General features: G+C 41.0%; 14 protein-coding genes. 3 read left to right on the top strand and 11 right to left on the bottom strand.

The annotated features are described in order from the left end of the window. Positions 1 to 274: 274 nt before the first annotated feature. Positions 275 to 1159 carry an AraC family transcriptional regulator gene (locus tag VXM68_RS12900; RefSeq protein ID WP_367208941.1) on the bottom strand — a complete coding sequence of 295 codons (885 nt, stop codon included), beginning with the start codon at positions 1157 to 1159 and terminating at the stop codon, positions 275 to 277. Positions 1160 to 1663: 504 nt separating this feature from the next. Between VXM68_RS12900 and VXM68_RS12895 the strand changes: the two genes are divergently transcribed. The 3 genes from VXM68_RS12895 (at position 1664) to VXM68_RS12885 (ending at position 7003) form a co-directional block, all read left to right on the top strand. Then, positions 1664 to 3052, top strand: coding sequence for an aminopeptidase P family protein (locus VXM68_RS12895; RefSeq protein ID WP_294184618.1), 1389 nt, complete (start codon positions 1664 to 1666; stop codon positions 3050 to 3052). 80 nt (positions 3053 to 3132) lie between these two features. Then, a complete protein-coding gene (locus tag VXM68_RS12890; RefSeq protein WP_367208940.1) occupies positions 3133 to 5307 on the top strand; it encodes a DPP IV N-terminal domain-containing protein in 2175 nt (724 codons plus the stop codon). 22 nt (positions 5308 to 5329) lie between these two features. Beyond that, positions 5330 to 7003 carry a M1 family metallopeptidase gene (locus tag VXM68_RS12885; RefSeq protein ID WP_367208939.1) on the top strand — a complete coding sequence of 558 codons (1674 nt, stop codon included), beginning with the start codon at positions 5330 to 5332 and terminating at the stop codon, positions 7001 to 7003. A 252-nt stretch (positions 7004 to 7255) separates the two neighbouring features. On the opposite strand, the gene VXM68_RS12880 is transcribed toward VXM68_RS12885, so the two are convergent. The 10 genes from VXM68_RS12880 to VXM68_RS12835 form a co-directional block, all read right to left on the bottom strand. Continuing rightward, positions 7256 to 9487 (bottom strand): DPP IV N-terminal domain-containing protein, encoded by a 2232-nt coding sequence (locus VXM68_RS12880; protein WP_367208938.1) that lies wholly within the window; start codon positions 9485 to 9487, stop codon positions 7256 to 7258. Continuing rightward, entirely contained in the window at positions 9474 to 10898 is a 1425-nt protein-coding gene (locus VXM68_RS12875; RefSeq protein ID WP_367208937.1) for an APC family permease, read from the bottom strand. The genes VXM68_RS12880 and VXM68_RS12875 overlap by 14 nt, the downstream gene beginning before the upstream one ends. 6 nt (positions 10899 to 10904) lie before the next feature. Further along, positions 10905 to 12677, bottom strand: coding sequence for a DUF885 family protein (locus VXM68_RS12870; RefSeq protein ID WP_367208936.1), 1773 nt, complete (start codon positions 12675 to 12677; stop codon positions 10905 to 10907). A 29-nt stretch (positions 12678 to 12706) separates the two neighbouring features. Beyond that, complete coding sequence (locus VXM68_RS12865) at positions 12707 to 13972, bottom strand: NAD(P)/FAD-dependent oxidoreductase (RefSeq protein WP_367208935.1); 1266 nt, start codon at positions 13970 to 13972, stop codon at positions 12707 to 12709. Between the two features lie 41 nt (positions 13973 to 14013). Next, on the bottom strand, positions 14014 to 15012 hold the full coding sequence (locus VXM68_RS12860) for a 4-hydroxyproline epimerase (RefSeq protein WP_367208934.1): 999 nt from the start codon (positions 15010 to 15012) through the stop codon (positions 14014 to 14016). Positions 15013 to 15050: 38 nt separating this feature from the next. Continuing rightward, positions 15051 to 16508 (bottom strand): aldehyde dehydrogenase (NADP(+)), encoded by a 1458-nt coding sequence (locus VXM68_RS12855; RefSeq protein ID WP_294184631.1) that lies wholly within the window; start codon positions 16506 to 16508, stop codon positions 15051 to 15053. A 166-nt stretch (positions 16509 to 16674) separates the two neighbouring features. Next, positions 16675 to 17574: a dihydrodipicolinate synthase family protein gene (locus VXM68_RS12850; RefSeq protein ID WP_293955422.1), complete on the bottom strand. Its 900-nt coding sequence runs from the start codon at positions 17572 to 17574 to the stop codon at positions 16675 to 16677. A 369-nt stretch (positions 17575 to 17943) separates the two neighbouring features. After that, the gene (locus VXM68_RS12845; RefSeq protein ID WP_367208933.1) at positions 17944 to 21039 is read right to left on the bottom strand and encodes an efflux RND transporter permease subunit; all 3096 of its coding nucleotides are present in this window, start codon (positions 21037 to 21039) and stop codon (positions 17944 to 17946) included. A gap of 1 nt (position 21040) precedes the next feature. Next, positions 21041 to 22147, bottom strand: coding sequence for an efflux RND transporter periplasmic adaptor subunit (locus VXM68_RS12840; RefSeq protein WP_367208932.1), 1107 nt, complete (start codon positions 22145 to 22147; stop codon positions 21041 to 21043). After that, positions 22147 to 23418 carry a TolC family protein gene (locus tag VXM68_RS12835; protein ID WP_294184639.1) on the bottom strand — a complete coding sequence of 424 codons (1272 nt, stop codon included), beginning with the start codon at positions 23416 to 23418 and terminating at the stop codon, positions 22147 to 22149. Before VXM68_RS12835 ends, VXM68_RS12840 begins: the two co-directional genes overlap by 1 nt. Positions 23419 to 23484: the final 66 nt, after the last annotated feature.

Below are 23484 nucleotides of genomic sequence, written 5' to 3'. Positions count from 1 at the left end.
TCTTTGAAGATTTTTAAGAAAGAAAATAATATTTTTTTTTAAAAAACAATAGGTAGAGACGACTAATTGCTACCATCAAATTTGTAAACTACATGCGTTCCTTACGAAATAGATAGATCAATAAGAAGCTGAAAATCCCATTAAATAGAACTTTAGCATTTCAATTTAATGAGATTTTAGTACCGTTGGATTTTAATAGCTATCTAATCAAAGCGAGCAAATAGAAGAATATTTAATAGCTTAAATATCCTTCATCCTGTCTTTTCGACTAACATTAGATCATAGCATATAGCGTTTGTTTGTACTGCTGGACATACTCTTTTGGATTGCAGCCGACGATTTGTTTAAATACGCGATTAAAGTTGGTAATGCTATTGAAGCCACAGTTGTAGGCAATAAACGAAACACTGTCCAAGTGGTCTTCATTTAACTGGTTACACACTTCTTTGACCCTTATGCGATTAAGATAAGTGACAAATGTAACCCCACAATGCTTTTTAAAATAGCGACAAAAAGCTTGTGGCGTAAGATTGGCGTGATCAGCAACTTCTTCCAACGTCAGTTCATCTCTATAATGTTCTCTGATATAGTTGCAGATAAAATGAATGCGATTTGATCCATGCACTGTTTCAAAGCCTGCTTCCACACGCTCGTTACAAAGCGCATCGGCGCCCCTTGAAATATTTGCTAACGTTCTCAATAGATAAAAAAAATGCATCAACATGTCCATTTGATCCGCAGATTTCAACTGACAAACTCGTTGTGATATCTGGTCAAAATAAGGTTCGGGGACTTTAAATCCTCTGGAGTTACTACAGATAAATTGATGCAGCGATTCAAATTCGTCCAGGGAAAACAGGGATTTAAGCTTTCCGTTTGGATCGAAAAAAATGGAAACAGAGCGAGATTCATTTGAAAAACCTTCCTGAGAGACCGATTTAAACACATGCGGTTGGTTTGCACCCAAAAAGAAAATATCATTTTCCTTAAAGGGGTGTAAGGTATCTTCAACAATCAAAACTCCTTTGCCTTTTTTTATCCACATTAATTGAGCTTCTTGATGTCGATGAAAATGAGGGTAGAAATTTTCCAAAACATCTTCTTGAATAGTAAGGCTTTGGCCTCGCATGGTAGGAACATTAAATTGGAGCGTTTTCATAGGTATGTTTAGTTTATGTTACTGTTTAGTTAACATAAATATAGCAACTGCAAAGCAACAACAATCTATTTAGTTTGTTCTTAAAATTACAATACTAAAATATGTTTAGAATCCGACAATATTTAATAATCCTTAACAAATCTTCTAAAGAAAAGTATAATTGTTATTAAAAACGTTTTAATATTAAAAAAATGGGTTAAAATACAATTAGACTTTGATAAATTGTGATAATTAGAATTCCACAGAAACATAGAACTTTATTAAATTTCATTTTTGATTCTTTAAAGTGTATAAAAATGAATCTTATTCGTTTGTAACAATAGCAAAAATTGCACTATCAAAGATAAACCTCTTAAATAAATCGTTTTGAAGCGCTTAAATTTTACGATATTCGTATTCGACAATTTACATCTAAGGGGCAAGCCAATTGCAAATCACAAGTATTTCAAAAATCTATGGCTTTAACAAAATAAAAAGCATTACATTCTAAAATTTCCAAAATTTATGTTCAAAAAAGAAATATATCTTCACCGCCGAAATAAACTGTTATCATCCGTCAGTTCTGGCAAAATTCTTTTGTTAGGCAACATTGAAAACCCGATTAATTTTGAGCACAACACCTATCCTTTTCGTCAGGACAGCAGCTTTTTATATTATATAGGAATAAAAAGTCCAGGTTTGGCTGCTGTATTGGATATTGAAAAAAATGAGACTATCCTATTTGGGGACGAAATGACGATCGACGATATTGTGTGGATGGGCCAGCAGCAAACTTTAGCGGAAAAAGCAGAACTGTCGGGTATTCGTACAGTCCTCCCATTCAATCAACTCTTCGACTATCTTAACAAGAAAACGCCAGCAGGAATTCACTACCTTCCTCCTTATCAATCGCACAACAAATTATTACTTCAACAAATAACTGGCCGATCTGTCAGTCAGTTAGAACCTTCGGTCGCTTTAATTAAAGCCGTGGTTGCTCAACGTAGCATCAAATCGGAAGAAGAGATCGCTGAACTAGAAAAGGCGGTAGATATCGCTGTCGATATGCATCGCATAGCTATGCGAATGACAAAACCTGGTTGTTATGAATATCAGATCAGCAATGCTATGCAACATTTTGCGCAAGATCAAGGAGCCCCATTTTCCTATCCTCCGATAGTTACAAAACGAGGTGAAATTCTGCACAATCATATGCAATTTCACCAACTTGATGAAGGTAATATTCTCCTCAATGATTCCGGCGTTGAAACTGCTATGGGATATGCTTCTGATCTAACCAGAACCTTTCCTGTAGGAAAACGATTTACAGGTTTGCAAGAAGAAATTTATCAGATTGTTTTACATTCTTTTAAATCTGCTGAACAGCTGCTGACATCCGGAATACGTTTTAAAGAAATACATCTAAAAGCCTGTGAAGCACTTGTAGACGGACTTATCCAAACCGGATTTATGAAAGGCAACGCGCAAGATGCGGTCATGAATCACGCGCATGCGCTTTTCTTTCAATGTGGACTTGGCCATATGCTCGGTCTTGATGTGCATGATATGGAGGATCTTGGTGAACAATATGTAGGTTATACCGAAGCTGAGCCAAAAGAGACCAAGACTTTTGGAATCAAATCACTGCGGCTAGGTAAGAAATTGGAGGCTGGCAATGTGCTAACCGTTGAACCCGGCATCTATATTATCCCGGAATTAACGCAGCTTTGGGAACAGCAAAATTTACACAAAGACTTTATCAATTATGATTTCTTAAAAAAACATCTCGATTTCGGCGGGGTTCGTATTGAAGATAATTATCTTATTGAAACAGATGGATATCGCCGTTTGGGAAAATACCTTGAACGTGAATTACAGGAAATATATCAGCTTAAAGACAATCCAATTAATTAAAAAACAGATAACGGACATAGCAATGAACCCGAAAAGTGAACTTAGATCACTTTAGGGACAACGCTCAAATAGATAAACAAATGAACAGCATTAAACAGTCGATTTTTATTATTTTATTACTGATTTTTCAGGTTCCAGCTTCCATTTTTGCGCAGCGACTCTGGACAGATCAGGGTGATCAGTATTATGAATTTTCTGACAAGGGAATAGAAATGGTCAACCCTAAAAATGGGATGAGATCCATCTTTCTTTCACAGCAATCGCTTATTCCAAAAGGGGTAACTACAGCGCTTAAAGTTGAGAATTTTTCGATTTCCAAAAACAAGGAACTTATTTTACTGTATACCAATAGCAAGAGAGTCTGGCGCGAGAATACAAGAGGCGATTATTGGGTCTATAATAAAAAGTCCAGTCAATTACAGCAGCTCGGCATGCAATTCCCGGCTTCGCAACTGATGTTTGCGAAATTTAACCCACAAGCAGATAAAGTAGCTTACGTCAATAAAGCCGACCATAATATTTACGTGGAAGATCTTACGAATGGCCGCATCGTTTCCGTTACCAAAGATGGAACAGACCGTTTAATCAATGGTACTTTCGACTGGGTATACGAGGAAGAATTTGGCTGTAAAGATGGTTTCCGCTGGTCGCCGGACGGTGCTTCCATTGCTTATTGGAAGCTTGATGCCCGTAACATCCGTAATTTTCTGATGATCAACAATACGGATAGCCTCTACTCCTATACCATTCCAGTGGAGTATCCTAAAGTTGGACAATCGCCGAGTGCCTGTTCGATATGGACCTATGAAATTGCCACTGGAAAAAATACCATGCTGAATATCCCGGGAGATCCCAACCAGCACTATATCCCTCGCATGGAATGGTGTCTTGATAGCAAGCAGGTTATCCTAGAGCAGCTCAACAGAAAACAAAATGAGAGTAAAATCTATACCGTCGCTCTCTCCGATAATAAAGCGCAAAACATACACCAGGAGCAAAGCGACTCGTGGATTGATATCAAAGCTCGGTGGAACAACAACGATCCTTCGGGATGGGACTGGGTTCAAGGCGGCAAGGCCTTCATCTGGGTATCTGAAAAGGACGGCTGGCGCAAAATCTATCAGATTGATTTATCGGGCAACGAGAAGCTGGTGATGAAAGCGGACTATGATATGATCAATCTTGACTTTTTCGATCCGAAAAATGAAACGATTTATTTTACGGCCTCTCCAAGCAATGCGACACAAAAATATCTATATAGTGTTTCTACTAAGGGCGGCGTTCCAAAAAGACTGACACCAGCATCATTCGAAGGAACCTGCGAGTATGATATTTCAAAAAACGGTAAAATTGCCATCTTTAACTTTAGCAACCGGGCAACATTAAAACACAATGCCGTTATTGAGTTACCGACACATAAAGTGCTCGTAGATTTTGATTTTAAACGTGAAAAGAAAGTCAGCGATGGTATTGCCGAGTTTTTTAAAGTTAAAACAACCGACGGTATTGAGTTAGACGGCTGGATGGTAAAACCACTTGATTTCGATCCCAATAAAAAGTATCCTGTCGTCTTTATGGTGTACGGCGAACCAGCATCACAAACTGTATTAGACAATTTTGGTGCAGGTTATAACAGTCTTTATAAAGGAAACATGGCGCAGGATGGCTACATTTATATTTCTCTGGATAATCGCGGAACTCCCGCTCCTAAAGGCAGCTTGTGGCGAAAAAGCATCTACCGCAATATCGGACAGCTCAATATCCGCGACCAGGCTTTAGCAACACAAGAAATACTGAAATGGCCGTTTGTCGACAATTCACGTGTGGCCGTCTGGGGCTGGAGCGGTGGCGGATCAAGCACGCTTAACCTACTTGGCCAATATCCGCAAATCTATAAAACAGGCATAGCCATTGCAGCTGTAGCAAATCAGTTACTTTACGATAACGTATACCAAGAACGCTACATGGGCCTACCCCAGGAAAATCTTGCCGACTTTGAAAATGGCTCCCCGCTGAGATATGCAAAAAACATCAAAGGTAATTTACTCTATATTCATGGAACCGGAGATGACAATGTGCATTATCAAAATGCAGAAGTCCTGATCAATGAACTGATCAAAAATAACGTGCAGTTCCAGTTGATGTCTTACCCCAACCGCAGCCATTCGATCAGCGAGGGACAAGGTACACATGAGCATTTAAAAACATTATTTACAAACTATCTAAAATTGCATTGCCCTCCCGGAGGAAGATAGACTGAATAGCTAATATTTACAGATGAAAAGAATACTAGTATATGCATTGGGAACCTGCGGTCTACTGACCGCAGGTATACAGCAATCAGCGGCGCAGCTGATGAAAGAAAAAAATGAATTTACAAGAGCGGATTCACTGCGCGGATATCTGTCACCGCTGCGAACCTGCTACGATATCCAATATTATCATTTGGATGTGAAGGTAGATATAGACAATAAATTTATTTCGGGTTCAAACCTTTTCCGCTTCAAGGCCACGACTGATTTTAATCGCCTGCAATTTGATCTTTTTGCCAATCTCAACGTAGACAAAGTCGTATATAAGGGAAAAGAACTTCCCTTTACCAGAGAACACAATGCTGTCTTTGTCGAATTTCCAACGGCTATCAAAAAAGGAACACAGGAAGAATTTACAGTCTATTACGAAGGCCATCCTACAGAAGCTGTCAAAGCTCCCTGGGACGGCGGCTTCGACTGGAAAGAAGATAGCAATGGAAAGCCATGGGTGGCCACGGCCTGCCAGGGTATGGGCGCGAGTGTCTGGTGGCCAAACAAAGACCATCAATCCGATGAAGTGGATAGCATGCTGATTTCCATCGCTGTCCCAAAAGAGGTGATGAATGTATCCAATGGACGTTTGGTCAAGGTAGAAAAGATGAAGGATGGTTACACCAAATACCACTGGAAAGTTGCCAATCCCATCAACAACTATAATGTCGCCATCAACATCGGTGACTACGTTCATTTTAAGGAAAAATACAAAGGTGAAAAAGGGCCATTGGATATAGACTACTATATTTTGCGCGAAAACGATACGGCAGAAAAAAAAGCCCATCTTCAAAAAAACGCCAAACAGACCTTAGAAGCCTTTGAACATTGGTTTGGTCCATATCCATTCTATGAAGATGGCTATAAACTGGTGGAAACATACCATACTGGCATGGAACACCAAAGTGCCGTCGCCTACGGAAACCATTATCAGAATGGCTATCGTGGCAGAGATGCTTCAGAAACCGGTTGGGGAAATAAATGGGATTTTATTGTGGTTCACGAATCTGGTCATGAATGGTTTGGCAACAATATTACGTCTGCCGACTTGGCCGATATGTGGATCCATGAAAGCTTCACTAATTATTCCGAAGGCTTATTCATCGACTATTTCTATGGTAAGGAAGCCAGCCAAGCTTACGCCCATGGTATCCGGAGCGGGATCCAAAATGATAGCCCCATCCAGGGCCCTTACCATGTCAATAAAGAGGGATCTGGGGATATGTATCCCAAAGGCGGAGTTATGCTCAACATGATCCGTACGATGATCGACAATGATGAAAAGTGGCGGGATATCCTCCGGGGATTAAACAGCAAGTTTTATCACCAACAAGTCGATTATCATGATATTGTCAACTACGTGACCCAGCAGTCTGGATTAGACTTGTTAAAAGTATTTGAACAATATGTACAGCACACCGCCATCCCTATACTGGAAATCAAGCAAGATCCTTCAGGCAGAATATTAGGCCGCTGGATCAGCGAAGTCAAAGGCTTCCATATGCCCATACATATTGGCGTAAAAGGTCAAAAAAGAGAACTTATCCAGTTGGACCAACATTTCAGACCGATTAAAGTAGCCGGTTTAACGAAAGAGAATATCGATATTGATACGTTTAACTATTATGTAGGCGTATTGGTCGAATAAAAACAACTTCAACGTTACTAACATGAAATAAACACAGCGCCCCAGAAAGTTAGTTACTTTCCGGGGCGCTATATTTCTGAGCCACTCTTATCGCTTCATACCTCTTCCAAATTCGAATAAAACCTTTATGATTTCGCAGACATCTATAGCAATAAAAGCAAATTGAAGGTTCTTTCTGAACAATAAGATCAGACTCGTTCAGAAAAAACAGGAAATAGACCTGCATTAGCGGATTATTGTCCTGATGAAAGATCAATACTGATTCCAGGCAGGTGGATCTACGCCAAGAAGATGTTTTACAAAATAGTCCCTTCTTTTTCGTTCACCATAATCTCCCCCGGAAGAATGCCCCATTCCAGGAACCATGATAAAATCATGATTCTTACGCGCTTTGATCAACGCATCAACCAATTGGAAAGTGGATGAAGGATCCACATTATCATCAAGTTCTCCAACAATCAGCAAAAGATTTCCTTCCAGCTTAGCGGCATTTTCAATATTAGAGCTAGCCGCATATTCAGGACCTACAGGCCAGCCCATCCATTGTTCGTTCCACCATATTTTATCCATTCGGTTATCGTGACAACCACAGGAGGAAACGCCAACTTTGTAAAACTCGGGATGGAATAACAGCGCGCCAGTTGAACTTTGCCCCCCAGCAGATGTACCATAGATCCCTACCCTGCCGATATCCATGTATTTATATTGTTTTGACGCAGCCTGCATCCAGGCAATTCGATCCGGAAAGCCCGCATCTTTCAGATTTTTCCAACAGACATCATGGAAAGCCTTCGAACGATTTGAGGTCCCCATCCCGTCGATCTGCACCACAATAAAGCCCAATTCAGCGAGTTCGTACATCCCGCTCGGATTGCTGTAAAATGATTTTGGCACGAAAGAACTATGCGGTCCCGCATAAATGTATTCGATGACAGGATAGCTTTTAGCAGGATCAAAATTCGTCGGCCGAATAATAATCCCCCAGATATCCGTTGCGCCATCACGTCCCTTGGCTTTAAAAACTTCCGGTGCACGCCATCCTGCAGCTTCGAGCAGACTACTGTTTGTTTTCTCTAGTTCCATGATAAGACGGCCATTTTTGTCGCGCAATACTGAAATTGGTGGCTGATCGACCCGGGAATACGTATCCACAAACTGCGAATAGTCTTTATTGAAAAAAGCTTGATGATTTGCATTTTCTTCGGTCAGCAGTTTTAAGCCCTTTCCGTCTAAACCGATAGCATAATAGTGGACCAAATAGGGATCTTCTGCAGCATTCACTCCGCTGCCTTCGAAAATAACCGTTCGTCTTTCAGCATCAACATGCACAACTTTCCGAACAACCCAGTTTCCTTTCGTTATCTGGTTCTTTATTTTCCCAGTAATTCCATCATAGAGATACAGGTGGTTCCAACCATCACGTTCGGAGCTCCATACAATCTCCTTTCCATCGGCCAGATCCTCCCGGTATTTCTTACCGCTATAATCAATAAAGGTCTTATTCTGCTCCTGAATCAGAAAACTCGAGGTACCGCTATTTGCATCCATCTGCATAACGCCATAGACTTGATGCCCCCGTTTGTTATACTCGAAGGTAAATGCTCTGCTGTCATCGCGCCAGGAAAGATCCGAAAGGTAAAATTGATTTGGTATGAGCGCGGCATCAAACACCGACAGCCGATCTTTTTCAAGATCATATAAGATGGGTAGCTTTTGCGCCAGCTCATCTCCGGGCTTCACGTAATCGCGTGTCTGAATTTTAGGCTGCAGCTGATCTTTCGGAGAAGATTCAATAAGCGTCAGTTGCCTGATCTCTATTTTTTGAGTTTTTACTGTAGCCAGCTTACGGCTATCTGGTGCCCATTGAATATCATTGCTATAATAATTTGCCGTGTTGCCATCAAAGGTAATTTGTCGCGCCTCGTTTGTGTTTCCTTTTTTTGCCAGGAATACATTATTATTGCGGATAAATGCCACATGTTTTTTATCTGGAGATTCGACTTCCCTATAGGCATTTCCCTGCTCACGCTGCCCCCAATATCGCGTATTTCGATCTTTGTTTCCACTTGCAGCGCCTTGGCTCAATTGCGAGGAACGGCGGTTCCAGATCCACAGGTAGCCCGCGATATCGAGCGACACTTGATCCTCGTCCAGCAATTTTATCTGATCATTGGAAATAACACGATTTTCGATTTTCTTTCCCAATTTTTCATCCACTAACGAAAATACTTTCGTCAGATCAAACAGCTGTTCTTTTGTTTTTGCCTGGGGATTGACCAAAATATACTCTTTTCCCTGCAACGTATTTCGATCGTACCAAAAGAGATCCCCCTTATCATTCCAATAAAATTGGCCGGGCTGATTTTCAATTTTGTTGGTCAATTGTTTTTTTAGGTTTTGTGCACGTGTATAATCTGCCAAAGTTCCTTGACCAAACAGAAACTGTGCCGACAACAACAAAACCGCTGTACTAAGAAACTTCATGCTTTCTTCGCTTAGGATTGATTAAATAATAGATCGGGATACCCAATAGTGCAATGATAATGCCGGGCCAGGTATAGTTGGGTTTAAAAATAACCATCAACCCAATAAAGGCAAGTCCCATCAGAATGTAAAGAATGGGAAGAAAAGGATAGCCAAATGCTTTATAGGGTCTGTTCAAATCTGGACGTGTGATACGGAGACGAATAATACCCGCAATCGCGAGTACATAAAATATAACGACCACACAGGTAATCATGTCCAATAAATCACCATATTTTCCGCTTAAACACCATATTGACGCAGCAACACATTGTATCCAGAGTGCCCAGGCAGGTACCGCATGCGCATTGAGCTTACCCGCCCTTTTAAAAAACAAACCATCTTTGGCCATAGAATAATACACCCTCGCTCCTGCCAGGATAATCCCATTATTGCAACCAAATGTGCTGATCATGATCATAATGGCTATAATAGTAATCCCAAAAGGGCCAAAAACTTCTTGTGCGACACTCATGGCTACACGATCTTTTGGTGCATTGACCATAGCTTCCAAAGGCAAAATGCCGGTGTACATCAAATTAGTCAGGAGATAGATTACGGTAACCAGTAAAGTCCCTAATGCTAGACTCAACCCGATATTACGTTGTGGATTTTTAATTTCGCCAGCTACAGCGGAAGATGAGTGCCAGGAATCGCTGCTGAAGAGTGCACCGACCATAGCCGCAGAAAAAGCGCCCATTGCTGAAAATCCATCATAAGATGTGTACGTTCCATCCGTATTTAAACGGCGCATTGACCAAAGTGATATATTGTCCCAGTTCAAAGTCCAAACTTCATGTTTCAAAGCCAGGAATCCAAAGAGCAACAAGAGCAGCAGACTCCCGATCTTGATCAATGTGATGGATGTCTGTACGCGCTTTCCGCTATTTACGCCTCTTGAATTAATATAGGTTAATACAATAATGACGGCAATTGCCAGCAGTTGCGCTGCCGATACCCGATAATCTGACCATTCTAGCAGGTAAACATCTTCATCCATAGAAGGGAAGAGATAGGCTGTAAATTTAGCAAAAGCCACCCCCACAGCCGCTATAGTCGCAGTTTGTATAACGGCAAAAAATGTCCAGCCAAATACAAAACTCAACACTGGCCCATAAGCCTCCCGTAGGTAAATGTATTGTCCTCCTGCCTTTGGAAACATCGCACTCAATTCTCCATAGCTCAACGCTGCAGTCAAAGTCATAAAACCACAAATCAGCCATACGACCATCATCCAGCCTGCAGATCCCGTGTTGCGCGCAATATCCGCAGATACAATAAAAATCCCAGAACCGATCATACTTCCAACCACCAGCATAGTGGCATCCAGTAACCCGAGAGACTTTTGAAAAGTTTGTTTCGACTCACTCATAAAAACCTAGTTATTAAAATGATAAAACTTCCAGTTTGTCTCATAATCGGGGGTTAACTTCTCGCCCTTGATAATCGCTCTCAACATTTCCATCGGTAGATAATTTTCTTTGATCACACGGTCGTGGAATGCAGCAAATGACATTTTCCCTTGATCTACGACCTCCTCTTTGATACGCATCAATTGCAAGCCGCCTACGAGATAGGCCAGCTGATATAGAGGATCATAGGAACCTTCAAACGATCTCTTTACTTCACCGTGCGCATTAGCCGACTCAAATCCCACGCGGTTTACCAGATAATCGATGCATTGCTGCGGCGTCCACTCCCCTAAATGAAATTTAATACTAAAGGTTATTCTTGCACAGCGATGCATGCGCCAAAATAACATTCCGATTCGCTCCTCCGGAGTTTTTGCAAATCCCTTGCTATACAGCAGCAATTCCCAGTACAATGTCCATCCTTCCGTCCAAAATGGCGTGTTAAATGCCTCTTCGCGGTAAGGCTTGTAACGCCTATTCATAAAATATTGAAGATGATGACCAGGAATCAATTCATGTTGGACTGTGCCACGGGAGAAATAAGGATTATTGCCACGCATACTCATCAGTTTCGCCTGCTGATCCATCGTGTTTGTCGGATAGGATATGCTAATTTCCCGTCCGCCTGTAAAAAAGGGATTGACCCGCTGCCGTTCAGGTGTCATCATGATCATGCCCCAAGTCTCATCTGCCAGCTCAGGAATAGTCATGAGTTTATTTTGTTCAATAAATTGCTGTGCATCGTTATACAATCTCATGATGAGCTCCGGCTGTTGTCCAATGGGTACGTAGGAGTTTTTAACTTTTTCCTGTGCAGCCCGCCAGTCATTGCCAAACCCCATTTCACGGCTCGCTTTCAATAACTCGGCCTCACACCATTTAAACTCTTGATCAGCCAGTTTTAAAAGATCGGCAGCGGTGTAACTGATCATTTCTGCTTTGAGCCTTCGGTTTATCTCTTTTTCCCCAATAGGCCAACCAGCAATCTGACTACCGTCATCAAACACTTTCCAATCACTTTTTGCTGCCAATTTCTCCTTATAATCCGAGAGCTTGCTTTTCACTTGCTGATATATGGCGGGTACCCACCATGTAAATTCAGGGTCGTATCCATTATAAAAATCGAAGGTGCTGGTGATCCTTAAGTCCAGTGAATTTAATAAGGCAACCAGAAAGTTAACATCTGAATAAGGAATGTTGGTCTTTTCCTGAAGCGCAGCTATTGACCGATCGATTTCACCGGCAACCAGCGTCAGCTCTTTCGCGACATCTTCTCCTGCCAGACGCTTCCCCCTACGGCGTTCCTTTTCAAGTGCAAAAATTCGCTGTGCGAAAGGTAAATACACAGATAACCGGTTGTAATTCGACTCATCTTCTTTCAATGAAAGGAGATCACTTTTTAGTTTGCGCTTCAGTAAGATAAAATCGACCTGCCCCGATGTTTCGAGTTCTTCATAAGGGAACTTGTCCAGCTTGTTCAAATATTCGTTATCCAAACGCTGAAGACGTGCTAACTGTTCGGGCGAAGCGGCAGCCTGCTGATTACCCCAGCCTTTGGGCATAGGGCCATAAAAATAGTTTATCGCCTCAACATCATGCTTATATTGCACAATAAAAGGTTCTATAGGGGTTGTATGCTCGTATAATTTCATCTTCTGTGCATGCATGGAGATGGGAAATAGAAAGAGTAGTCCATAAAACAAAGTTTTGGAAGCTTTAAAAGAAAAAGAACGATTCATAATTCGGGCGTCGGTTTTATATCTCTATTTTATCGGTCAAAACGATCCGGCCTAAAACCAGCGATTTCAGCCTCTATTTTCTGTCCTGCCAATAAATCTGCAACAACTTTCCCATAGGCAGGGCCCAAGCTCAACCCCATCATACCACCCCCGCCGGCAACAAAGACATTATCAAGTTTTTTCAATCTTCCCAGATAGGGCAATCCATCAGGCGAGCAGGGTCTGTAACCATACCATATTTTTTCGCTTGGATAATCGACCTTCAATTCTGGATAATATTTTGGAATGGATTCTACAATTCCGCGGACACGATTTTCATAAATTTTGTCATTTGCTGGTCCCAATTCCATCGTACCGCTGAATCGGATCTGGCCATTCATGGGGGTTACAGCAACACGAGCCTCTAGTAGTAATGCCGCATGATTCAGTATATTATCTTTCTCGGGCTGATACATAAATGAGTACCCTTTTCCTGGCATAAGCGGTGTATTTAACTGCAATTTTGAAGTCAGTTGTGGCAAATAAGCACCACCAGTCAATACAAAAGCATCTGCTTGAAAACTTCCCTTATCACTGATTGCCTCTTTCACCTTACTTCCGGACGTAATAAATTTATGGACTTCAGTTTTTTCAAAAAAAGCTACGCCAGCCGCTTTCAAATATTCAATCAATTGCCGCATTAACTTTTGCGGATATAATTTTCCGTCACAACGATACAGTATAGCACCTAAAACATCCAGCTTCATATTTGGTTCTAAATCCTGGACAGCGTTCCCTTCCAGAATATCGACATCCAGTCCAAGATCCTGGGCACGATGGGCCAGTTCAATCTCTTCATGTTGCATTTCCTTGGATTTATACATCATCAGGATACCGTTCTGTTTCAATTCAAAATCAAACCCTTCTTCCTGTGCTAATTCATCATATAATCTGCTACTGTAGAGATTCAAATCACGTATTGCTGCCGCGTGCTGTTCTACGTGTGAGCGATTAGCATGTTTTAAAAACTTTAATCCCCAGTTTACCAACCGTGGATTTAGCGAAGGCCGTACATAAAAAGGGCTTTTACTATTAAACATCCACTTTATCCCTTGCGCTACAATACCGGGGGCAGCCAAAGGCGTGAAATGACTGGGGACAATCATGCCGGCATTGCCATAAGAACAGTTATCATCCAAGGTATTTTTTTCCAGGATTTTCACATCCCATCCGTCTCTCACCAGGTAATAGGCCGAAGCAAGTCCTGCAATTCCAGCGCCAATGACGACAACTGTACCTCTATTGTTTTCTTTCACGTTGCTATTGTCTTATTAATTTCTAAATCACCTCAACTATATTAAATCACCTGAAAACCGCCAAAATAAGGATCTTCATCATCCAAAAAAATGGTATTATAGCCCGTTATGCGTGCCCATCCTTCGATCGATGGGACAATAGCCGGCCGACCATCCACGGATGTCTCCGCTTCAATTTTACCGGTAAATTGCGAACCTATATAGCTTTCATGTATAAATTCGGTTCCTTTTTTGAGTTTTCCCTTTGCATACCACTGTGCCATACGGGCTGATGTGCCTGTACCACATGGTGAACGGTCCAATGCATTGTCGCCAACCAGTACCGCATTGCGTCCGGATGAATTTGAAAGCTTTGGATTGCCCGTCCATTGGATGTGTGTCAACCCATGGATATTGGCATCTTCGGGATGAATAAAAGAATATTTTTCGTTCAGCAGCTGCCGGATTATTTTTCCATAATGAATGAGCTGGCTGGCCGAATAAAAACTGATATCTTGAAAATTAGTCTGCGGATCAATAATACCGTAGAAGTTTCCACCGTAGGCCACATCGACGCTGATGTTGCCTAGATCCGGGCAATCGACCGTTAAGGCTTCAGCATATAAAAAGGATTTGACGTTCGTAAGCTTTACACTTTTCACCTTAGGTCCCTCTTGAACATAATCGATATGTACAAGTCCAGCCGGAGTTTCCAGCCTTAATTTTCCGGGAACTTTAGGTTGAACGAGCCCCTCCTCAATGGCAATCGTCACGGTGCCGATCGTTCCATGTCCACACATCGGCAGACAGCCGCTGGTCTCAATGTAAAGGACACCGATATCATTTTGCGGATCAAAGGGGGGATAAAGCATACTTCCGCTCATCATGTCGTGCCCTCTTGGCTCAAACATCAATCCCATACGGATCCAATCGTAGTCACGTATAAAATGTAATCTGCGCTCCATCATGGAATTTCCCGCTAATAACGGGGCTCCCCCGGCTACCAATCGCACGGGACAACCACAGGTATGCGAATCAATACAAAAAAAAGTTTTCTTCATTTCTGATTCCTTGTTGTTGATATGCTCATTCGTTTAAATTATGCTTTTGTCCATTGCTGATTGACCAAACGGTCAATTTGTAATGGATTTCCATCTTGCAATTCTTTAGGTAAAAATTCATTTGGCCAATTCTGAAAGCTAAAAGGTCGGAGGAAACGCTTTACGGCATCGGGTCCGACAGAAGTGAAACGCGCATCTGTGGTTGCTGGAAAAGGGCCACCATGCTGCATCGCATATTGTACTTCCACGCCCGTTGGCATACCCTGGAATAAAAGCCTTCCGCATCTATCCTGTGCCAACGCAAAAAGATGCTGACATTCGCCAATATCATGCGTCGATGCCGCGAAAGTGATGGTTATCTGCCCTGCAAGCTGCTCCATTACCTGTCTCATTTCGTTGAGATCCGCACAGGATATAATTAGCCCAAAAGGTCCAAAGACTTCATCCAATAACTTAGGATTAGCCAAAACTTCACTTGCGTCCGTTTCTAGAAGGATTGCCTGCGCAAATTCTTGCGCTGTATTATCCTGCCCTTCTTCCAATATACGAACACCATCGTATTGAATCATTTGCTCTTTTAAACGGTTGTAGCTATCCAAAATTCCTGCGTGCAGCATTTTACCAGTGGCGGTAGCTTGAAGTTCTTTTTTCAGCTCTGCTTTAAGTCGATTCAGCTGTTGGCTTGCGACACTTACCAAAACACCTGGATTGGTACAAAATTGACCAACACCTAAAAGTAATGAGGCAATATATTGCTTTGCAAATGCTTCAAGATTGTTAGCAAGGTAATCCGGTAAAAGAAAAACCGGATTTACGCTCCCCATTTCAGCAAATACCGGAATAGGATCGGTTCTTGACTGTCCAAGATCAAACAAGGCTTTACCGCCATGAAAAGAGCCTGTAAATGCGACCGCTTTCACACAGCTATGGCGAACCAACTGCTGCCCAGTATCAAAAGAATCCGACACCACATGATTAAAAACACCAGTTGGAACGCCCTGTTTTGAAACCGCACGATCAATAGCGTCAGCCATTAATTGCGAGGTTTTAAGATGAGCGGGATGCGCTTTTATGATAACCGAACAGCCTGCACCAATGGCACTTGCTGTATCCCCACCTGCCGTTGAAAAAGCAAAAGGAAAGTTGCTTGCGCCAAAGACGACAACGGGACCGAGTCCTTTGTTATATTTCCTTAAATCAAATTGGCCATTTGGATCCCGATCTATCCGAGCTTCACTGTATAAACCTGTGCGGACGGCATCGGCATACCTACGCCACTGATTGACAGTTCTCGCCTTTTCCCCTTGCAGCCTTGCCAAAGGAAGTGCCGTTTCCAGATGAGCTGTTTCAATCAATATTTCGCCCAATCCCTCAATCTCAGCGGCAATAGCATACATTAATTCCGCTCTTTCAGTGACATCAGTTTTCTGAAGAAACTGATATCCAGCCTCCGCCTGTTTTACGACGTAATCAATATCATTTTCCGTTCTATCCATTCCTTTTGTTGTTATTGTTAGTAGTATCTTCAAAAATCAATAAAAACCTTCCCTATATTTTCATCCTTATGACTTGAATATAAATAAGAAGGTTCTTTGTGTCTATTATTAACCGACCTAAAAAGGAAACTTTCTAAACCTTCTTCCAGAAAGTTCAGAAAAGCCCCTATAGTTGTGGTCTAGTTGCGATTGAATCTGCAATAATTTTCTTCACCCGTTGTTCTTCCTCACCGATCAATGGTAATCGAGGAGCGCGTGTATAGGGTGTTGAAATTCCTTCTGCCGTCGCCGCCAATTTAATATATTGGACCAATTTAGGATGGATATCCAATTCCAATAAAGGCATAAACCACCGGTATATTTCTACAGCTTTACTGTACTCGCCAGCTTTTACAAGATCGTACATGACGACGGTTTCTCTTGGAAATGCGTCGACCAGTCCAGCAACTAAACCATCAGCCCCTAACATCAAAGACTCGAGCCCTAATGTATCTACACCAGCCATAATCTTTAATCGATCTCCAAAACGATTTTTCAAACGCGTGATATTGGTCAAATCGCGTGTAGACTCTTTCACCGCCTGAATATTTGGTTCTAATAAGAGTTCTTCAAACATATCCAATGACACATAAGTACTATAGTCAACAGGGTTATTATAGATTAGAATTGGAAGTTTGGTGCTTTGTGCAACAGCACGGAAATAAGCAACGGCCTCTCTGTCATCTGCTCTATAGCGCATCGGTGGCAATAACATCAAGCCATCTGCGCCCAACTCTTCACTGGTCTGAGCTACTTTGATCGCAGCAGCGGTTGTATTTTCTGCAATATTTAGCAACACAGGTACACGTCCATCGACAAGTTTCAACGCATATGTCAATAAATCATATTTTTCTTCCGTACTTAAAACACTTGCCTCTCCCAACGATCCAGCGATAATTAGACCGTGAACACCTCCATCCAATTGTGCTTCAATGTTTTTACCAAACATATCAAAATCCAAATTTCCATTTTCATCAAATGGAGATAACATTGCAGGGTAAATTCCTTCCCATTTAAATTGTGCCATAGCGTATATTTTATTATTTCTTTATCACAAATCTATCTGAAATAAGATATACAGTCTTCTTATGAATTAATCAACACTGACCTAATATTGACCTTTTCCAGTAAAAATTATCCCTGACAAAGCTGAAGAAGGGCTTTTTAACTTAAATGGCGACATGGAATTCTTTTTAGCAGGAGATGTAACTATTTTAAGATACAATTCGGCATGAAAAACTCAAATGTAAGTTCAACATTTATAATAAAATTTACAAAAAATGGGCTATAAAAAGTATATTTTCAATTCATGGGGGACGCGATGGCTTTAACCAACAAAGGTTGCACTGTCTAACAGGCAACCTTTGTATCGTATATAATAATTAAAAATGGGTAACTAATCGCTGCTCTCCTTCTTATATGCGTAATAAAAAACTATTGGTAATATTGAAAAGGACAGTATCATACACATAATTAATCCGCCCACAATCATGATCGCTAGTGGCTTTTGAATTTCGGATCCCATTCCATTGGAAAGCGCCGCTGGCAATAATCCCATTGCACCCATTAAAGCGATCATTAAAATGGGTCGTATACGGCTCTTTACAGCTTCATAAATAGCAGGCTTTAAACTCATTTTATACAACAGATTTTCTTTCATAACTCCAATTAAAACAATACCGTCAATCGTCGCTACACCAAAAAGAATAATAAATCCAATGCCTGCCGAAATCCCAAAAGTTGTTCCGGTGCCCCACAAGGAAATAAATCCGCCAATAAATGCAAAGGCGAGGGTCAGCGATGATATCAGTGTATCTTTTACATTGCCGAAATTGGCATAAAGTAATAACAAAATTAAAATCAAAGAAATAGGAACGACATTCATCAACTGTTTGGTTGCCCGTTCTTTGCTTTCAAATTCACCAGCCCATATCACTTTATAGGATTTAGGCAACTGAATATCCTTATCTATCTGCTTTTTTGCATCGGCAATAGTACTTCCCAAGTCTCGTCCTTCAATGTTAAAACCAACGCCAATATAACGGGAATTACCTTCTCTATAAATAAAAGCCGGGCCGGTATGATAATCTATTGTTGCGATCTCGCGTAGTGGGACTTTCTGATCATTCATTGTCGGAATGATGATATTTCCGATCTTTTCTGGATTATCACGATATGATTTTTGGAAGCGTAGGCGAACATCAAAAATCCGCTCATTTTCGTAGAAATGTGTAACAGATTGCCCACCAATAGTCATTTCAATAACAGACTGTACATCTTTGGTTGAAACACCATATTTTGCCATCTTTGAATCATGCAATTGGATACGCAACTCAGGAAGGCCTATATTTTTAAAAACATTGACATCTGTGATGCCATCCACCTTTTTAAGTGACTCTGCAAATTTATTAGCTTTATTTTCTAAATCTTGTAAGTTTTCACCAAAAATTTTGATCACTAGTGGACTTTTTACTCCTGCTACATACTCCTCTACATTATCTTGAATCGGCTGGCTAAAACCAAAGTTGATTCCAGGAAAAGTCTGTAGGCTATCCCGCATTTGACCGATCAATTTCTCTTTTGACAGTTTACGTTTCCACTCACCCTGAGGTTTTAATTCAATATTGAATTCTATATTAAAAAAACCTGTTGGATCTGTTCCATCATTGGGGCGACCTGTCTGCGTCATAATAAACTCAATCTCATCAAACTGCTTCATCAATTTTGTTTTCATGGTTTTGGTTAATTTGACCGATTCTTCCAGATTGACACTGTTGGGTAGAGTTGCACGAACATAAATTGCTCCCTCATTCAATTTAGGAAGAAACTCAGAACCATAGTGGCTAAATCGAACAATACAAACTAACAACACACAGACAAAAATAGATAACGTCCATTTTGGATGATCAAAAGCTCTCTTAAAACCTTTAAAAATGGCATTACGACTAACTTTAGTGATCTTATTTTCATCCTCTTTGATATTTTTTTTCAGCAAGTATTTACACATGGCGGGTACATAGGTCAAACTCAGGATCAATGAACCCAACAAAGCATAACCGAGTGTAAAAGCCAATGGTGAGAACATCTTTCCTTCCACCTTTTGAAAAGAGAAGATGGGAGTCAACGCAACGATTAAAATCAACAGGGCAAAAAAGATATATCCGGCTACTGAACCTGCACTTTTTTTGATAATTCCTAACTTTGATATCTTATTAAAACGTGCTGTCCCAAGCCGATGTGCCTCTTTTTCCAGAGACACGAAAACAGTTTCTACAATGACCAGCGTACCTTCGAGCAGCAGTCCAAAGTCTAGGGCTCCCATGGAGATCAAATTTGCAGGCAGCCCCTGTATTTTCAATAAAATAATCGCAAATAGGAAGGCCAATGGAATAACAGATGCTACGATAAAAGTTGTCTTCCAGTTGTTTAAAAAGATAAAGACGATGATCGAAACGAGCAGGACCCCCTCTATCAGATTTTTAGAGACTGTATGTACGGTATTGTTCACCAATTTCGTACGATCTATGACGGGTTCAATCTTGACATTTTCGGGTAAAATACGTTCATTCAGTTCCGTTATTTTTTCTTTTAACTTTGTCACGACTGCAGATGGATTTTCTCCCCTAAGCATAATGACAATTCCTTGGACAAGATCATCTTCTTGATTGAGACCTACCTGACCGAGCCTAGGCTTGGCCCCTAATTCTACTTCTGCGACATGCTTCACTAGTATCGGTGTATTACCCACCACTTTAATTAAGATATTGCCTATATCATCGATTTTATCTAACAAACCGACACCTCGTACCACATAGGCCTGATTACCTTTTTGGATAACATCTCCGCCCACGTTGATATTTGACCGCGATACGGCCTCATATACATCCAACGGCGAAAGGTTATAATTGGCCAGCTCTGTTGGATTGATTTTTATTTCATAAATCTTTTCCTCGCCCCCAAAACTAACTACGTCTGCCACTCCAGGCACACCAACGAGTTCGCGTTCAATCACCCAATCCTGAATGGCAGAGACCTCTTTAATCGGAAGATTACTCTTCACCACATAGCGAAAAATTTCTCCTGTTGCGCCAGAGGGTGGTTCAATCGAACTTTCAGCACCTTCTGGCAATTCAATAGAACGCATTTTATTACCTGCATACTGCTGTGCGTAAAAGTCTGCTACACCATCTTCAAATTGAATTGTTACAACAGATAAACCAAATAGTGATATTGAGCGAACATCCGTTTTCTTTGGAATCGTATTCATTTCTTTGGTCACTGGCAGTGTGACGAACTTTTCTATTTCCTCAGCACTGCGTCCCGGCCATTGCGTGATAATCCTAACCCTTGTATTGGTCACATCGGGAAAAGCTTCAATGGGTGTATGTAAATAGGCATATATACCGCCAAATAACAATGCCATCGTAAAAAAAAGGACGACCAAGGAGTGTTTCAATGAGAATGAAACAATATTTTGTACAACTTTCTTCATCCTATTTATTTATCAATTCATCAAATACAATTAGCTCATTTTCAGTCACCACCTGATCCCCCTCAGCCATTCCTGTTTTGATGAAAGCATAGGTTTCATTCTCAGCAACAATGTCTACTGGCTTTACAGCTAAATCACAATCATTCTTGTAGAGAACTACAAAATTCTGATTGTTGTGAAGGATAATTGCATCTTTGGGTATTGCCAACATGTGCTCTTCTTGTCCAGACACGGCTTTTTCTACCAATACGTCTACACTCATCCCGGGCTTTAATCTCAAGTCTTTGTTCAACAATTTTATACGCGCTTTAACAACACGTTCATCGGGATCAAAAAAATTCGCTACTTGATCAATGTAACCTTCAAAAGATTCTCCTTTATAAGCTAATGTTGTGACCTTGACAGAAGCACCATTTTTTACAAAAGGCAGGTTATTTGCATAAATATTGACCGAAACCCATACTTCATTCAGTTTACTAACCGACAGTAACTCCGTATCATCACCAACTGTCATACCGGGGCTCACCTTTTTATCTACAATATAACCAGCTTTAGGCGCACGGATGTAAAACATACCGTTTTCTAATGACCCATTGAGCAGATTCATATTGGCCTTTACATTGCGAATTCCGATCTCTATGGCTTTCAGTTCACTTTCCATCTCTTCCAGTTCGCGTTGAGAAGCCATACCATCTTTCAGCAGGCTGTGCAGACTTTCCAATTTACGCTCCGTCAGGCGCTTACTATTTTCGAGTTCACGCAGCTCCTTTCCTAAATCATTGACTGATGTGCCTTTGAGCGACACGAGAACCTGTCCTTTCTCCACGTAATCACCCATTTTGAACGAGACAGACTGTACGATACCAGGTATCGGACTCTTCAGCGCTGCAAGTTCATCCTGATCGTATTGGATCACACCATTCAAAGCAATCTGTTCAGATACCGCCCTCTTCTTTATAGAATCAATTTTGATTTGGTTTTTGAAATCAGCACTAAGGCAGAAACCTTTGGTTGACAGGATAGCCTGCTCTTCATTCTTTGTTGACTGACATCCCCAAATTACACAGATGGACATCAAGGTCAATGGCATCAATAAGTTTCTTTTCATTAGACAATATCCTTTCCGATTAAATACATCAACTCTTCTTTATACTGTAGGTATTTGACCCTACGCTCCAATATCGATTCCTTATTTTCCATATAATTATTGATAAAGTCTATAAATTCAACAATGGTCAATCTTCGCTCTTGAAAATTTCGTACATAGCGCTCCAGCGCTACATCCAGATTATGATCAAACCCTGTGTTCATCGTTTTCAAACTCGCTTCAAGATTGGTCAAGCGCGCCGAAAGGAAATCAATTTCGCGTTCGATGTCGATACGAAATTGCTCGATTTCTACTTTATTTTTCTCAAGTTCCAGTTTAGCGATTTTGATATTGCCCTGATTTCGATTAAATAAAGGAAGATCCATAGCCACCCCCAACCCTACGAAATCACGCATAATATTTCCACCGCGGTCATAATTGATTGATACCTTCAAATCCGGAATACGTTCTGCCTTTTCTATTTTCAGCTGAGCATCGCTTTTCTTGAATTCGTTTTGGACGATTTTATAGTCGCTTCGATTATCAAGGGCCATCATTTTCCACTCCTGTTTTTTTCCCTGCAAAAAATGTGGCACGTCAATCGTATCTGCTATTGTGAGTGCAGCTCCCTTATTCCCGAGGTATTGTGCAACTGCATTCATTTTTTCAATTTTCTCCTGTTGAATTTCATTCAATTTGTTCCCAAACGCGATAGATTCACTTTGAATCCTGAGGTAGTCCATCTCACTTACATTACCTTCTCTCCATTGATTTTGATAGGATTGAGCCAATGTCTGAAAGATATTGACTTGATTACCATATAACTTTTCTTTCTCCTGCAAGATCTGTAATTCGAGACACTGACTCCGAAGATCATATTTCAGGTTCCGCAACAATTCTTGGAACTGAAGCTGCGCATTCTCTTTTTCAAGCAGCTGCAGTTGCACCCTTTTCTTTCGTTTACCAGCCATTTCAATGGTCTGTTCCAATTCGACCGACACCTGTTGATATTTACCGTAATTACCGACCAACGCTGGAAGCGATTCGCTGGAGGAATTTTTCCAAAGATTGAACTCAGAAATTGAGATCGTTGGATTGGGCCACAACTTTTGCTGAAGCACAGCTGCCTCGGCTTGTTGCATATGAAAACGTTGAGCCATTAAGTTCAGGTTATGGGCCAGGAAAATTTGTTCTATCTCCGATTTTTGTAAACGGTTTTCTCCGGCTTCCTGTGAAAATAGCTTACTATTCAGGCCTAGTAGTAGCAATAATGTAATCTGTAGTTTTCTCACCTAATTTTGAATTTCTACAAAACTAACTGGCGAGGATTACAGGTAACTTTAGGGGAAATTAAAGTT

Origin of the sequence: Sphingobacterium sp. R2 (assembly GCF_040760075.1) — a bacterium.
GTDB lineage: Bacteria > Bacteroidota > Bacteroidia > Sphingobacteriales > Sphingobacteriaceae > Sphingobacterium.
This window is presented reverse-complemented; position numbering and strand designations above follow the sequence as displayed.

Coding starts and splice junctions, on each gene's coding strand:
- VXM68_RS12900 (WP_367208941.1), bottom strand. CDS start 1,159: ATGAAAACGCTCCAATTTAATGTTCCTACCATGCGAGGCCAAAGCCTT.
- VXM68_RS12895 (WP_294184618.1), top strand. CDS start 1,664: ATGTTCAAAAAAGAAATATATCTTCACCGCCGAAATAAACTGTTATCA.
- VXM68_RS12890 (WP_367208940.1), top strand. CDS start 3,133: ATGAACAGCATTAAACAGTCGATTTTTATTATTTTATTACTGATTTTT.
- VXM68_RS12885 (WP_367208939.1), top strand. CDS start 5,330: ATGAAAAGAATACTAGTATATGCATTGGGAACCTGCGGTCTACTGACC.
- VXM68_RS12880 (WP_367208938.1), bottom strand. CDS start 9,487: ATGAAGTTTCTTAGTACAGCGGTTTTGTTGTTGTCGGCACAGTTTCTG.
- VXM68_RS12875 (WP_367208937.1), bottom strand. CDS start 10,898: ATGAGTGAGTCGAAACAAACTTTTCAAAAGTCTCTCGGGTTACTGGAT.
- VXM68_RS12870 (WP_367208936.1), bottom strand. CDS start 12,677: ATGAATCGTTCTTTTTCTTTTAAAGCTTCCAAAACTTTGTTTTATGGA.
- VXM68_RS12860 (WP_367208934.1), bottom strand. CDS start 15,012: ATGAAGAAAACTTTTTTTTGTATTGATTCGCATACCTGTGGTTGTCCC.
- VXM68_RS12855 (WP_294184631.1), bottom strand. CDS start 16,508: ATGGATAGAACGGAAAATGATATTGATTACGTCGTAAAACAGGCGGAG.
- VXM68_RS12850 (WP_293955422.1), bottom strand. CDS start 17,574: ATGGCACAATTTAAATGGGAAGGAATTTACCCTGCAATGTTATCTCCA.
- VXM68_RS12845 (WP_367208933.1), bottom strand. CDS start 21,039: ATGAAGAAAGTTGTACAAAATATTGTTTCATTCTCATTGAAACACTCC.
- VXM68_RS12840 (WP_367208932.1), bottom strand. CDS start 22,147: ATGAAAAGAAACTTATTGATGCCATTGACCTTGATGTCCATCTGTGTA.